This window comes from Planctomycetota bacterium (genome assembly GCA_026387035.1).
In the GTDB taxonomy this organism is placed as follows: domain Bacteria; phylum Planctomycetota; class Phycisphaerae; order FEN-1346; family FEN-1346; genus JAPLMM01.
In genome coordinates this window covers 1-14,192 of the sequence record JAPLMM010000251.1, presented here as the reverse complement: position 1 = coordinate 14,192, position 14,192 = coordinate 1, and the positions used below count along the sequence as shown (strand labels likewise).

General features: G+C 66.2%; 11 protein-coding genes. 3 read left to right on the top strand and 8 right to left on the bottom strand.

The features are described from left to right. The 4 genes from NTX40_09525 to NTX40_09510 all read right to left on the bottom strand — a co-directional run. The coding region (locus tag NTX40_09525) for a hypothetical protein (protein ID MCX5649316.1) at positions 1 to 242 on the bottom strand (242 nt) is incomplete at its 3' end. Positions 243 to 379: 137 nt separating this feature from the next. Then, positions 380 to 979, bottom strand: a complete 600-nt coding sequence (locus tag NTX40_09520; GenBank protein MCX5649315.1) for an RNA polymerase sigma factor — start codon at positions 977 to 979, stop codon at positions 380 to 382. A gap of 16 nt (positions 980 to 995) precedes the next feature. After that, positions 996 to 4,268 (bottom strand): efflux RND transporter permease subunit, encoded by a 3,273-nt coding sequence (locus NTX40_09515; protein ID MCX5649314.1) that lies wholly within the window; start codon positions 4,266 to 4,268, stop codon positions 996 to 998. Beyond that, entirely contained in the window at positions 4,265 to 5,665 is a 1,401-nt protein-coding gene (locus tag NTX40_09510; protein ID MCX5649313.1) for an efflux RND transporter periplasmic adaptor subunit, read from the bottom strand. The genes NTX40_09515 and NTX40_09510 overlap by 4 nt, the downstream gene beginning before the upstream one ends. Positions 5,666 to 6,091: 426 nt before the next feature. Between NTX40_09510 and NTX40_09505 the strand changes: the two genes are divergently transcribed. Genes NTX40_09505 through NTX40_09495 form a run of 3 tightly spaced genes read left to right on the top strand, consistent with a single transcriptional unit; the run spans position 6,092 to position 10,950 of the window. Next, positions 6,092 to 8,047, top strand: a complete 1,956-nt coding sequence (locus NTX40_09505; protein MCX5649312.1) for a glycosyltransferase family 39 protein — start codon at positions 6,092 to 6,094, stop codon at positions 8,045 to 8,047. After that, positions 8,034 to 9,854, top strand: coding sequence for a phospholipid carrier-dependent glycosyltransferase (locus NTX40_09500; GenBank protein ID MCX5649311.1), 1,821 nt, complete (start codon positions 8,034 to 8,036; stop codon positions 9,852 to 9,854). Before NTX40_09505 ends, NTX40_09500 begins: the two co-directional genes overlap by 14 nt. Before the next feature lie 43 nt (positions 9,855 to 9,897). Next, positions 9,898 to 10,950: a metallophosphoesterase gene (locus NTX40_09495; GenBank protein MCX5649310.1), complete on the top strand. Its 1,053-nt coding sequence runs from the start codon at positions 9,898 to 9,900 to the stop codon at positions 10,948 to 10,950. A 72-nt stretch (positions 10,951 to 11,022) separates the two neighbouring features. Here NTX40_09495 and NTX40_09490 read toward each other — a convergent pair whose 3' ends face one another. From NTX40_09490 to NTX40_09475, 4 genes are all read right to left on the bottom strand, one after another. Next, positions 11,023 to 12,909, bottom strand: a complete 1,887-nt coding sequence (locus tag NTX40_09490; protein ID MCX5649309.1) for an alginate export family protein — start codon at positions 12,907 to 12,909, stop codon at positions 11,023 to 11,025. Then, positions 12,906 to 13,220: a lipid-A-disaccharide synthase N-terminal domain-containing protein gene (locus NTX40_09485; GenBank protein ID MCX5649308.1), complete on the bottom strand. Its 315-nt coding sequence runs from the start codon at positions 13,218 to 13,220 to the stop codon at positions 12,906 to 12,908. Before NTX40_09485 ends, NTX40_09490 begins: the two co-directional genes overlap by 4 nt. After that, complete coding sequence (locus tag NTX40_09480; GenBank protein ID MCX5649307.1) at positions 13,186 to 13,962, bottom strand: glycosyltransferase family 2 protein; 777 nt, start codon at positions 13,960 to 13,962, stop codon at positions 13,186 to 13,188. Before NTX40_09480 ends, NTX40_09485 begins: the two co-directional genes overlap by 35 nt. Further along, a partial coding sequence (locus tag NTX40_09475) for a hypothetical protein (GenBank protein MCX5649306.1) occupies positions 13,949 to 14,192 on the bottom strand: 244 nt, incomplete at its 5' end. The genes NTX40_09475 and NTX40_09480, both read right to left, overlap by 14 nt.

Below are 14,192 nucleotides of genomic sequence, written 5' to 3'. Positions count from 1 at the left end.
GCCCGCCGGTAAAGCGACTCGACCGCTTCGTCCGACAGATCCGCGCGCGAGCGCTCGGCCAGCGATTCCAGCGACGCCGCCAGGTTCCGGTGCTGCTCGGCCCCTGCCCGGCAGGCCTCACATTCGCCCAGGTGGCGGCGCAGACGGTCCGCGTCTTCCCGCGATCCCGGCGCGCCTGCGCAGCATCCTGCGGAGGGACCCCGTTCCAACTCGTACCATTCATGTGCGCGAGGACAATCCATATAGACTCCCTGCCCTTCGCCTCACTTGCATCCGATGACCGCCACGCCCCGACGCGTTTTCGGACGTAACTTCGTACCGCCGACATGCGACCCGCAAGGGCCCCGAACCCCTCCGGCCCATCTGCGAAGTTATACGACTAAGGAGGCGTTTCGTCGGCCGATTCGTCCGTTTTTTTCGCACTTCCCCGCCGGTAGAATTTCCGCAGATAGTCCAAACCGTAGTCCATCCGGCTCCGGGCGGTGGATTCCGGGCAATCCACGATGGCCGCGATTTCCCGATAGGACAGGCCCTGGAGGGCCCGCAAAACCACGACCTCGCGGTACGGGACCGGCAATTCGAGGAGGGCCCGGCTCAGGCGCTCGAGTTCCTCCTGCCAGGCGACCTGGCGTTCGGCCACCGGCTCGGCGGATCCGAGGCGAGACTCCGCGAGGCCCTGGAAATCGTCCGGCACGACGGCCCGCTTTTTCTTCAGGAAGTCCGTCGCCAGGTTCCGCGCGATCGTGTAAAACCACGTGTTGAATCGTTTCGGGTAATCATACAGGTCGGACTTTTCGAGGATGCGCAGAAAGGTTTCCTGCGCGAGCGACTCCGCCTCGGCACGGTTCCCCACGAGGCGGTACACGTAACTGGTGATCGGTCCGCGGTAGCGGGCGAACAGGAGGTTGAACGCTTCTTCATCGCGGCGCTGCTGCACGCGGCGCATCAGGTCTTCGTCGCTGGCCGTCCGGTCCGCCATACGGGAGTGCCGCCCTTTACGCGCCGCCTCCTGGCCCGCCGCCGGGCGCCTCGCCCTCCGACTCCGGCACCAGGATGTGCAGGCGGATCAGCAGGCCGTGCCACAACTCCATGAATCGGAAACCGAAGGTAAACAGAACCGGCGTCAGAATCAACGTAAAGATGGTCGAGACAAGGAGGCCGCCGACGATGACGGCCCCGAGACCCTGGTAGAGTTCCGACCCGGGACCCGGCCTGAAGACCAGCGGCAACATGCCGAGGATGGTCGTCAGGGTGCTCATGAAGATGGGGCGGATGCGGCTCTCGACGCTCGCGACGACCGCCTCCACCATCGGCAACTTCTCGTTCCGCATGAAGTTCAGCGCCTGAGCCACGACGAGGATGGCGTTGTTGACGATGATGCCGATGAGGATGATGAAGCCCAGCATCGTCACCACGTCCAGAAGCGGCGGCGCCTGCCCGAGGAGCAGGTTCCAGCCCATCGCCACGAACAGCATCGCGTACCCGCCCACGACGGCCAGCGGCACGCTCAGGATAATCACGAGCGGATGGGAAAAACTTTCAAACAGGGCCGCCATCAGCAGGTACGTAATGATCATCGCCAGGATGAAACTCCACTCCAGGGCGCCCCACATCCGCGCCAGGTCCCTGGCGGTGCCGCGCAACTCCACGACATAGGTATCCGGAATCGTGTGATTCTCCTCGAGGGGCTTAATGACGTCATTGCGAATATGATCCACGATGCCGCCGATGGGCACATCGGCCTGGACGTAACAATCGAGCCCGACGCTGCGCTGCTGCTCGGTGTGCTCGATGACGTTGAACCCTGCGGCGGGTTCCAGGGGCGCCACCTGGCCGAGGGCGACCACGCGTCCGACCGGCGTCCAGACGGGAATGTCCCCCAATCGGTCGATATGCTCGCGGAACCTGGGGTCGGCGCGAAGCATCAAATCGATCTCGCGCCCGTTCTCCTGCCGGAAATCGTCCACCTTGACCCCGTTGACAAGCGACGCCACGACATAGCCGATGTCGGTGGCCGTCATGCCGGCGTCGGCGGCGCGCTTGCGATCCACGACGGGCCGGAGTTCCCAGTTCCCCAGTTTGAAACTCGGGTTGATGAACTGAATCCCCTCCGTCTGCTCCAGCATCGGCTTCATGACGCCGGCGATGCGATAGAGTTCATCAATGTCGTCGCCGCGGATGGTGACGGTGACGCTTTGCCCGCCCGCGAATCCGCGACGCTGGAAGAGGCCTACCTGTTCCGCCATGACCTGAATGCCCGCGATGGGCTTCTGATAGTATTGGCCGTTCGCTTTCCACCACACGCCGCGATAGCGCGCCGGCATCATGGGCGGCGGCTGGTTGCCCATGGCGGCCGATATCGCCGAGGTCATCCCGCGGGCTTCGTTGCCGGTCGCGGCACGGGCGCCAAAGAACATTACGTCCGGCATGGTCACAATGAAGAACCGCCGGAGTTGCGGCAGCCGGCGGACACGGCGTTCGATCTCCTTGGCGATCTCCAGATTGTGGTCCACGCTGGCCCCCGCCTCGGTGATGACGTAGCCGAGAACAAAGTTCTGGTTCCCCAGCGGCAGGTAGGTGGTGGGGGTCTTGATGGCGAAAAAAACCATCAGGGCGCTAAAGACGCCGATGATCAGGGCCGCCACACCCAGGCGGCGCGTCATCGTGGCCAGCGTCCACCGCACCAGCCGGACGACGGCGTCCTTGAAGCCCCCGCCGAGCCATCCGAAAAGAAGGTACTTGCCCACCCAGCCGCCCCAGCCCAATGCCGCCACGTCGGCCGCCCTGGCGGTGCGCAGCACCCGGGCCGCCATCGTCGGAACCACCGTCACGGACACGATCAGGGAGAGCGTCACGCTGATGGAGATCGCGAGCGAAATGTCACGGAAGAGTTGTCCCGCCTCCTCCTTGATAAAGAACACCGGCAGGAACACCGCCACAGTCGTCAGCGTGGAGGCGAGGACCGCCAGCCACACTTCCTGGGCGCCGTCGAGGGCCGCCTGGACGGCGTTCTTGCCCATCTCGCGGTGCCGATAAATGTTCTCGAGGACCACGATGGAGTTATCAACCAACATACCGACGGCAAACGCCATGCCCGCGAGGCTGATGACGTTCAGGGTGCGGCCCATGAGCCACATAAAAATGAACGTCGCGATGAAACTGATGGGAATCGACACGCCGATCGTCAGGATCGACCATCCGCTGCGGAGGAAAAACACGAGGACGAGCGCGGCCAGAACGGCCGAAATCCAGACGTTTTCCTTCAGGAGATTGATGGCCTGGTCCACGTAGGCGGCCTCGTCGTACTCGACGCCCAACTTCATTTTCTGCCGGGCCAGAAGCCCCTTGTTCAGATCATCAACCGCCGCGTAAACATCCCGGATGATGCTCACGACGTTCTCGCCCGTTTTCTTCTGGACCGCCAGGACGATGCCGCTCTGGCCGTCGATGCGGACGTAGTTCTCCGCATCCTTGTAGGCATGGATGTCGGCTTTGACGAGGTCCGCCAGGCGCACGTCGGGCATATTCGGCCGGCGCAGGACGACGGCTTCAATGTCCTCGTTGGTGCGGAATTCGCCGACCGTACGGACGGGCCAGCGGTTCTTCTCCTCGTTGATGCGGCCGGCGGGGGTGTTGCGGTTCTCGCTCGCCAGAAGCGCCCCGAGTTCCATCGGCGTGACACGGTGCGACGCCAACTTGTAGGGATCGAAGGCGACCTCGACGCAGCGATCGCGGCCGCCGTAAATATCCACGCGGCTGACGCCGGAGATCCGCTTGAAGTACGGCTGGAGCACGTCCTCGGCGTACTGGCGGAGATCGCCCGCGGTCTTCCCTTCCCCCACGAGCGAGACGAACGCGATGGGATGGGCCATCCGTTCGCCGAAATAGATGACGGGCTTGTTGGCGTCCTTCGGAAGGTCGCGGACCAGGTTCAACTTGTTGTTGACGTCAACGCCGGACAGCGCCCGGTCCGTGCCCCAGTCGAACTCCAACTGGACGTCGGCCGCGTTCTCCCGGCTCGACGAGGTCATCTCGCGCACACCGTCCACGGCGTTGAGTTGCTCTTCTATCCGCTCGACGATCGCGCTTTCCATCTCCTGCGGCGCAGCACCCGGCCACACGACCGTCACGCCGACCACCGGCACCTCGACGGTGGGCGTCAACTGGCGCGGAATCTCGAACATCGCGATGATGCCGAAAAGCATCAGCAGAATAACGCCCACCACCACCGGCACCACATGGCGGACGCAGTAGGCGATAAAATTCATCGGTTTGCCCCCGACGCCCCCGACGCCTTCTCAGGAACGGCCGGCGCCTCCGCCTGCTCCTTCGGATACTCCTGCACGAGCGCGCCCGGCGACAAAAGGTAGGTGCCGCGCGTCACCACCCGCGTGCCGTCCTGCAACTTCTCGCTCTTCACCTCCATGAAACGGCCATAGCCCTGAACAATCTCCACCGGAATAGCCACAGCGTACCGGATCGGCGGCATCGGGACGGGCGGCGGCGCCTCGGCCGGTTTTCCCGAGGCGGCCTTGGCAGCCTCTTCCATCATCTTTTTTACTTCCGGCGGCGGCACATCCGTCACGGTGTACACATAATCCTGTCCCGTCTGACGGATCACCGCGGCCTTCGGCACCAAAAGGGCCGCGTGCTCCTTCCCCACCGGCAGCCACGCCCGACCGAACAGCCCCGCGGCAATGGCGGGCCTGCCGTCCTCAATCGGATTCGCAATGTCCACCCGCACCGGGATCGTGTGCGTCCCCGCCGCGGAGGCCGGAACGATCTGCGACACCTTCCCTACGAACTCGCGGTCCGTGAGACTCTCGAACCCAACCGGCGTCGACGCCCCTTTCTCCAGATCGCCGGCGTATCGCTCCGGCACGTCCAGCAGCAACCGCACGACCGACAAATCCACGATCTCGACCACGGGGTCGCCCTGCCTCCGCCACTCGCCCGCCTCGCAGTGTTTCTTCACGACGAAGCCGTCGTAGGGCATGGTGATGGTCATCTTCTCCAGCGTGTCCCGCAGTTGCCCGACCGTCGCTTCCTGGGCGGCCGCCCGCCCCCGCGCCTGTTCCACGTCCTCCGCCCGGTACCCGCTCTTGACGAGATCCAGATTCGCCTGGGCCTCGGCGAGCGATTCCTTGGCCTGCCGATAGGAGGCCTCGACCGTCTCCATCTCGGCGGCCGTGCTCGCCCCCTCGGCCAGGAGCCGTTTCGTCCGCGCGTATTCCAGTTCCCACTTTTCCAGGCCTGCCCGCGCCGCCGACGCCTGGGCCTCCGCCTTACGCACCTCTTCGGAACGGTAACCTTCCTCGAGTTTCTTCAGTTCCGCCCTGGCGGCGACCAGCTGTCCCTCGGCCTGCTTCAGCTCGAGTTCCACAGGCAACCGCCGCATCTGGCACACCGCCTGCCCCGCCCGGACGAAGTCGCCCTCGTCGGCGACCATCGCCTCGACGCGGCCGGCGGTCTCCGCGCTCACGGTGCTCCGGCGGATCGCCTCGGCCGTCCCAGGCAGTTCGACCGTCTGGCGAACGGTCCGCCGCTCGGCCGGCTCCAGGTACACCGCCGTCGGTCCGCCGACCTGGCCGTGCGCCGCGCCCGCCCAGGCGGCCGCCACCACCCCCGCCGCCAAAATGATTCGCGCCGCGCTCTTACGTTTCATATCCCGCTCCTGCTCGCCGTTTGCCGTTTCCACGTCCCCGCTCCCCTACGGGTCGCGGCTAAACATGTCGATGTGCGATTTTGCCGTTTCGTTCTTGGTCATTGTTGTTTGCCGTTTGCCGTCGTCTTTCAATCCGCAATCCGAAATCCGAAATCCGCAATCTTCTCCCCCCGTTTCGTTCCCCAAAGCCGATTGTTAACAACTGTAAAATACCTCCGCTCATCATACGCCCCCCGCCCCCTACCGTCAACAAGACGCCCGGCGCTGCGCCCTTCCCTCAAACCGCGATCCCTCTCGCGCCGTCGACACCCTCCGAGCCGCTCCCTTGACGCAGCGAGGCGCGACTGCCAGAATGCTTCACGCAGGAGAGGGTTGTGTGCGGCCGGTCCCGGCGACGATTGACCCTACTTGGCATGAGGGCGACAAGTGGACGCACCCGAAACCCACCGCTGCCAACCGGCCCCGCCCCCCCCAGCCGCCGCACGCTCCACGGCCATGGACCTCCTGCTCGTTCTCCTCCTCGCCGCGAGCGTCGTCCTCATCGCGGCTCACGGACCCAGCACGACCCACGCCTACGCCCAGGTCTATTCCATCGGATCCCTTCTCTCCATCACCGAAGGCGGCCACTGGCTTCTGCCCAGCAACCCGATGCGGGGCCTCTATCGCAAACCCCCGCTCTATCTTTGGCTGGCGGCCCCGGTTCCCAAGGTGACGGGCCTCTACAACGATTTCGTCTTCCGCCTGCCGACGATCGCCGCCTTCCTGGCCGCCGCCGTCATGGTCTACTTCATGGGCCGGCGATGGTTCGGTCCGAACGCCGGCCTCCTGGCCGCCGCTCTCTGGGTCATAATCATCCACATGGCCAAACTCTCGTATCTCGCCATGACAGACATGCTCTTCGCCGCCTGCATCATCGGCTCGATCCTGTGCGCCGACCGCTTGCTCTTTCATCGCTGCGCCGCGCCGTCGCGATGGAAATGGGCCGTCAGTTTCTGGGCGACCATGATCCTCGGGGCCCTCACGAAAGGTTGGGGCCTGGTGAACCCCGTCCTCGTCGGCGGGACCGTCGCCTTGGCTGCCGCGCTCGGCCCGGGCTGGCGACCGCTCCGAATGCTGCGCGGCCGGAGAAACCGTTTCGTCGTCGCCCTGGTGCTCGTCCTTCGCCGGTGGAAACGGGCCGCCAAGGCCCTTCACCTCGGGTGGGGAATCCTGGCCATGGTCTGTGTCCTCGGCCCCCTCATCCTGGCCATGGCCGTCGCCGGCGGCGAGGATTTCCGCTACGTCCTCTACAAGGAGTTCTGGCAGCGGCTTACCGGCGCGGGCGCCAAACCTCCCCGGCCGACCTCCGTTCCGGCCGCCGTCCAACTCTTCTATCATGCGTTTCCGGCCTCTTTCTTCGCCCTGGGGGCATTGTTCCTCGTGCATCCGCGGCGATGGTTCTCGCGCCGGGGACCCCTGTGGCTCTCCCTGTGCTGGATCTTGGCCGTCGTCGTCCCCTTCTCCTTCGCCCATGGCTTCCGGCCGGACTATCTGTTGCCGTGCTACGCCGCCGTGGCGCTTATGGGCGCCTGGGCCGTCCACTGCCTGGCGGACGCCGAGCCGCGGGGGAAGTTTCGCCTCTCGATGGTGAGGCACCTCTTTGCCGCCGCCCCCGTCATCGCCGGCGCGCTGCTTGTGGCGCTGCCCGTGCTCTATTTCCTGAGTCCGTACCTGGCCCATCCGGTCCTTGCGGTGCCGGAGACCGTCGCTCCGGCCACGCGATGGGTGCTGGCGGTGATCCCCGTCTTCGGAATCGTGGTGATCCTGCTGGCGGTGCGTGCGAGTCTCGGGTGGCACATTCGCCGGCTCGCCTGGCTGGCCGTCCTCGCCCTGCCGGGGGTGATGTTTATCAAGACGCACGTCCTCAGCGAGCAGGCCCGGACGCTGGACGGCGAAAAGATGATCGCCTTCGCCCGGGCCGCCCGACCCGTCGTCCGCGACGACGGGTTCGCCGTCTTCCGCATCGAACGTGCCTGCGTCCCACTCTATCTCGGACGCTTCGGCATGCGGGTCGAAAGTTCTCTCGACCTGGAAGAGGCGTTGAACGGTTCCGACGTCCGGTGGCTTCTCATCTCCGATCGCGGACTCGTGGAGGCGGGCGCCGCCCTGCCCAATGCCGACGGCGCCTATCGCCTCAAGTACGCGGGCGCCGGGTACGCCTTCGATCCCGAGCCCGACCGCTTCGGCGACGTCCGCGTCCGCAGCGACAACCCTATCCTTCTCCAGGACTTCGGACGCCTCTATCTCATCGAGGTCCGCCGTCCTGTCGCACTCCCCGCAACACCGGCCGGGCCCCAAGACGGCTGGCAAGAGTACGAGGAGATGAACGATGACGACGCGTGATCCCACGCGCGAAACCCGGACCGGCCGACACCGTTGGCTGGCCCCCCTCGGCTTGGCCGCTCTCTTGGGCGCCCTCTTCTTCTTCCGCCTGGGCGACGACCTGCCTTTCCGCACCCACGAGGCCCTCCTGGCCGTCAGCGCACGCAACATGGTTCTCGACCGGCCCGTGCAACTGGCGGACGGCTCGCGCCCCAGCCCTTACCTCGTCCCGAACTTCAACGACTCGCCGCGCCTCCGAAAAACGCCGCTCCCCTACTGGATGGCCGCCGGTGTCGCCCAACTGACCGGCCGGCTGGACGAATGGAGCGCGCGCTTGCCGAGCGCCCTGTCGGCCCTGGGCACGGTGCTCATCCTGACGGTCCTTCTCGGCCACTGGTGCGATCGGCGCACCGCTCTTTTCGGCGGCGCGATCCTCGCCACCTCGTTCGGGTTCCTCACGCTCGCGCGCACCGCCCTCGCCGACATGCCTTTGACGCTTTTCATCACGGCCTCGCTGGCCGCCCTCTGGATGGGCGTCGAGGCCAGTGACCGGCGCCGGTTCGCGTGGTTCACACTCGCCGGTGCCGCGGCCGGCCTCGCGGTCCTCGCCAAGGGGCCCGTTCCGCTCATCACCTTCCCGGCACCGTATCTCGTGGCCGTCGGATTCATCCTGGCGCGCCTCCGCCGCCCGCGCCGGCCCGAGGAATCTGGACGCGGCGAATGGGCCTGGACTTTGGGCGGCGTCGCCGTCGCGACGGTGGTCTTTCTTGCCATCGCCCTGCCCTGGCCCGTTTACGTCGCCTTTCGCGTGCCTCACGCGATGGCCATCTGGCACGCCGAATCCGTCGGCCGTGCCGCAGGCGAACTCGGACGCGAGGAACCGCCCTGGTTCTACTTCCTCCGACTCCCGATCCTTCTGGCGCCCTGGACCCTTTTCTTTTTCTGCGGCCTGGCGCTCGCGATCGGACGGGCACGCCGCACGCTCCAAGATCGCCCCTGGCTCTTCTTTGTCGGCGCCTGGCTTCTGGGGCCGCTCGCCGCGTTCAGCCTGGCGGCCGGAAAACAGGAACACTACATCCTGCCGGTCCTCCCGGCGGCCGCGGTTTACACGGCCCTGGCGATGCGGTATTTTCTGGCGCCGGCGCCGCCCCGGACGGCCTGGCCCGGCCGCGGACTTCTCATCGCCCACAGCGCCGTAGCCGTCCTCGCCGGTCTTCTCGGCCCGGCAGGTTATCTGCTCTTGCGCCTGGCCCCCGGGGGCCTTGCCGCCCTCGGCCTTCCGCCGCACCTCGCCACAGCCGCTGTCCTCGGCCCTGCGGCGATCCTGGGCATTCTGGGGATGGCGGGCGGGCTGGCGGCCCTCTTCCTCGGCGTGCGCCGCCGCCTGGTCGCCGGCCAGGTGGTTCTCTTCGTCACCTTCGCCGCCGCCTTCGTCTGGGCTTGGCCGACTCTCGTCGGCCCGATGGCTCGGCCCACGACGGCCGCGAACTTCGCACGCCATGTGCGCCAGGTCGTCCCGCCCGAGGCGCCCCTTTTCGCCTTCATCGAACCGAATCATACCGTGGTCTTCTATCTCGACCACCCCTTGCCGGTCCTCGCGAGCGCCAAGGAGGTCCGGGACAAGATTGACGAGGGCGACCCCTTTTTCCTCCTCTGCGACGAGAAACATCCCGGCGAGGTCAAGCAAATGCTCGGGAACGTCCACGGCTTGGCGCCGGTCCTCAGCGTCTCCAATCCCTACCGCTTGCACGAAACCTTCTGGCTGTTCCGCTGGCCGGAGAATACCCAGACCCCTGCATCCGAACCAGACGGGCTGGGTGCGCCATGAGGAGCCTGTATCCCGCCGGCATAGACCAGAGAAGGCGACTCGAATGAGCCCCTTTTCCGCGCTTCGCCGATTCGTCGCCGCCGTCTGGCAGGCCCTTCACGGCCGGCCCGTCAAGGCGACGCTGTTTGCCGCCTGCCTCGCCGGTTATCTGGCCGTGGACATCTGGGACGACGTCGCCCCGGTCGGCACCCACGACTGGATCGCCGACCAACTGAAGGCCCTCCATGTCGCCGATCCCGGCAATTTCCACTTCATCGTTTACGGCGACAACCGGGGCGACAATCCCCCCTTCGCCTCCATTCTGGACGCCATCGCCGCCGACCCGAGCATCGCCTTCGTCATCGGCAGCGGGGACCTGGTGAAAACGGAGGGAAAGGAAAACTTTCGCCAGTTCATCCAGCAGGTCCACAGCCGGCTGCGCGTCCCGTTCATACCGGCGCCCGGCAACCACGACCTTGAGGATGGCGGCTTCCTCTGGCCGAAGATCATGGGACCCCTCAACTACAGTTTCCGCGTCGGACCCCATGCCTTCATCGTCTTTGACGACAACACCGCCGACAGTCTCGGCGAGAGCCGGATGCAATGGCTCGAGCGCCAGTTGGCCGACACACAGGACTGCGACACACGCATCGTCGTCATGCACATACCGCTCTTCGACCGCGCCAACGACATCCTCGGCCACTGCATCCCCGAGGACTTGTCCCGCCGCCTCCTCGAGATTCTCCACAAGGGTCGCGTGACCTACATCTTCGCCTCGCACGTCCACGGCTACTTGAAAGGCGACTACGAGGGGATTCCCTACACCATCAGCGGCGGAGGCGGCGCTCGATTGGCAGGCAGCGACTCCGAGCGCCACTTCTTCCACTATCTCCGCGTGCACCTGCACCACGGCCGGGTGGACGTCGAGGTCCGGCCGGTGCCCTCGCCCTTATCCCAGCGTTGGTTCGGCCCTTACGGCTACAGCGCGTGGCTCATGGTCCGCGACCTGGCCACGTTCCAGGGCCTCGAAACGTCGCTGCTCATCGCGACGATCGTCCTGGGCCTCCTGCTCATCCGTCCGCTCCGGCGCCGATCCGGTCAGGATGCCGCGGCATGATCGGCGCACCCGTTGACGAAGCGCGCAGGGCAAGCCGGAGCAATCGCAGCGGGTGAGAATCGGCCCGGGCCGTCAGAACGAAATCGTCAGGGCCGTGAAGAGGAAATCGCGCGGCTGGCGGTCCGGGAAAGACTGCCCCGGATACAGCCGGCCGTAGTGCACCGACAGCGACAGGTCCGACAGGATGCGCCATTCGCAGAACACGTCCACTTCCTGCCCGAGGTCGGAGGAGTCCTCGACGGCCGTCGGATCGCTGATCGGGCCGCCCGGGTCCGACTTGAAGAGGAAATAGTAGTTCAGGCCCACGTCCACCCGCCCCAGGGCCGCCTTCTTGTTGTAAGGCGTCACCCGGCCGCCCAGCCGCACAAATTGGATGTTCGTGAACCGCGCCCCCAGGGCCAGGCCGCTGTTGACGTACCCGAACCCCAGGAACGAGGTGTCCACCGTCCCGGCGCGGTTGCCCTGGAAAGCGTTCGTCGCGTTCAGGCGGTCGCCGTCGCCGCTCGCGTAGGCGTATTCGAGGCTCAGCGTCGGGTCCATCGGGTGCTTCAGGTAATGGTCCACCTCGGCGTCGAACGCGAAGCCGCGGACGCGTTCCTGATGGTCGTCGATTTGGCCGTTCGCGGCCCCCCGGCCGAACTCCCACACGCTCTCCAGTTCGTACTTGGTCCGCGGCGCCAGTTGCCCCCGGCCGCCGACGGCGTAATAGTGCGAATCGTACCGGTAATCCTGGGCGGCGTTCTCCGGACGCTCCTCGGACCAGTCGCGCTGGAGGACCCAATAGGCGTACGGCTCGTGGCGCGGAATGCCCTTGTAACGGACCTCGGCCCCGTAAAACGTTCGCCGAGAATGCGAGAAGCCCGGAATGCTGCGGTCAATGTTGTCCTGGCTCTCGATGTTTCGGCCGGCGAAGCCCGTGAACCCGATTTGCCCCGTGTCGACCGTGAAAAGCCCCGCATCGAGCACTTGGCCGAGCGCCAGCCCGCGCCCGAACTCGATGTACTGCCGGCCGCCGCGGGCCTGCATCTGGAACGGCCACTTGGCGCCCCAGTACTTTTCCGCCGCCCGGGTGACGTCGAGTTCGTAGTACCCGATCTCGAGGTTCATCCCTTCCAGGTCGTGCTGGCGGAACGCCCCCGCATCGCCGTCCGACCAATCCGTGTACGCCAGCCGGCCGCGGGCGAAGATCCGGTGGACGTCGTCCAGCGTGATCTGCGTCCACAGGCGGAGGTCCTGGACCGTCAGGCTCGCCTCTTCGTTGTTCGTGTCGTTGAAGTAGGTGTACGAGGGGATGTACATGCCGCCCCATTCGACGAGGGCGGGCTGTTTGGCCGGAACGGCCCCTTCGAGGCGCTGGCGGACCTCTTCTTCGAAAAAGTACGTCCGCTGGAACACCCGCTCGGACGGCTGAGGCGGCTGCTGGGCGCCGGCGACCGGCGCCAGAAGGGCCACGCACGCCGTTGCCGCCGCGGCCGCACGGCGTGGAGACGCGGCAATCATCGGACTTCGCTCCGACGGCGGGACAAGGATAAGGAAGCCGTAGTGTCCGGGGCCGGGGCGTCGTGTGTAGGAGAGGCCGGCGTCCTGGAGGAGCCGCTCGAACTCGTCCGCGTTTTCCTTGTAGATCACGAGATACCGCGGATGGCGGGGCTGCGTCGCGAGTTCGCGTACGAGGTCGGCGGCATCGCGGTCGGCCGGGCGCTCCTGAGGCCGCATCGTGGCGAACTCGAGCCGGCCGTCCAGATAGAACTCCAACCCGTATTTCGCCGGCCGATCGAGCACCAGGATACACGTGTCGGGAGTCGCGTTCTCCAGGACAGCCTCGGCTAGGGGTCGCTCGTCCCTGTCGGACGGCAGGTAGGCGATGACGCCCTTGCCCGCGATGGCGGCGAGGGCGGCGACAAAGAGGATGAGGCGTTTGTCCGGGCGCAGTTCGCGCGGCGTCAGCGCGGGAGTCATGATCCGGTCTTCTCGAGCGGGGGGACGGAGCGCCGCTCGCGGTAAATCAACATCAGGTTCCGCAGGTAGATGATGCTGCCGAGCGATTGGCCGAGGATGAAGATAGGGTCGGCGCGAACGATGGCGTAAACCAGAAGGCCCGTGCTGCCGACGAGGCTGAAGTACCAGAAGCCGAGCGGGATGATGCTTTTTCCGGCGCGCTCGGAGGTGATCCACTGGACGACGAAGCGAGCGGTGAAGGCGAGTTGGGCGACCAATCCGAAGGCGGCCCAGAAGTCAAGTTTTGTGACCAAATCCTGCCATATTGTCATCGTCGCGCTCCCATTCCGTGACGCGGTACCGGATCATGCGTCGCTGCATCCATCGGACGGCCAGACAATCGCGCAGGGCCCTGAACACACGGTTCCACACGCCGTACTTGGCGGTGCCGGCGGCGCGCGGCCGATGATGGACCGGCACCTCGACGACGCGCCAGCCCTCGAGTTTGACGAGCGTCGGCAGGAACCGGTGCATGCCGTTGAAGAGTTTGAGGCCGGTGATGCACTCCCGGCGCAGGACCTTCAGGCCGCAGGCCGAGTCGTGAATCTTCTCGCGGGTGAGCCGGTTGCGGACGCCGTTGGCGATCTTCGTCGAGACGCGCCGCAGCCAGGGATCATTCCGCCGGGCGCGCCAGCCTGTGGCCATGTCGCATTCGTCCGCTTCGAGCATCGCGAGCAATCGTGGGATCTCCGCGGGGTCGTTCTGTCGGTCGGCGTCGAGGGTCGCGACGAAGGTTCCGCGTGCAGCGCGGAGACCGGCGTCGAGGGCGGCCGTCTGGCCGGAGTTCTCTTCGAGACCCAGGACCCGCAGCGCGGGGACCTCGCGCATCAGCGACCGCAGAACCTCGGGCGAGCCGTCCGTGCTCCCGTCGTCCACAAGGATGATTTCGTACCGCTTCCCGAGGGGCGCGACGGCCTCGGTGATTTCGCGGACGAGGGGTTCGAGGTTGTCGGCCTCGTTGTAGGCCGGCGCGACGACCGAGAGGTGAATCGCGCCCGGGTCAGGACCGGCCATGGCGCTTTCCCTTTCGCCGGTACGGCGCGTACGTCGGGTCGGCGGCGCGGTAGGCCTCGTTAATGTCCATGACGCTTTCCAGCAGCGGCGGCGCGAAGCCGTGCTCCGCCGACGAGCGTAGGATCGCGCTCACATCCTTCGGCAAACACTTGCCCGAGAACCCGCGATTGTCGGGATAGACGAAGGTGTGGTCGCGGCTGATGCGCGGGTCGGCCAGCCAGACCTCCCGC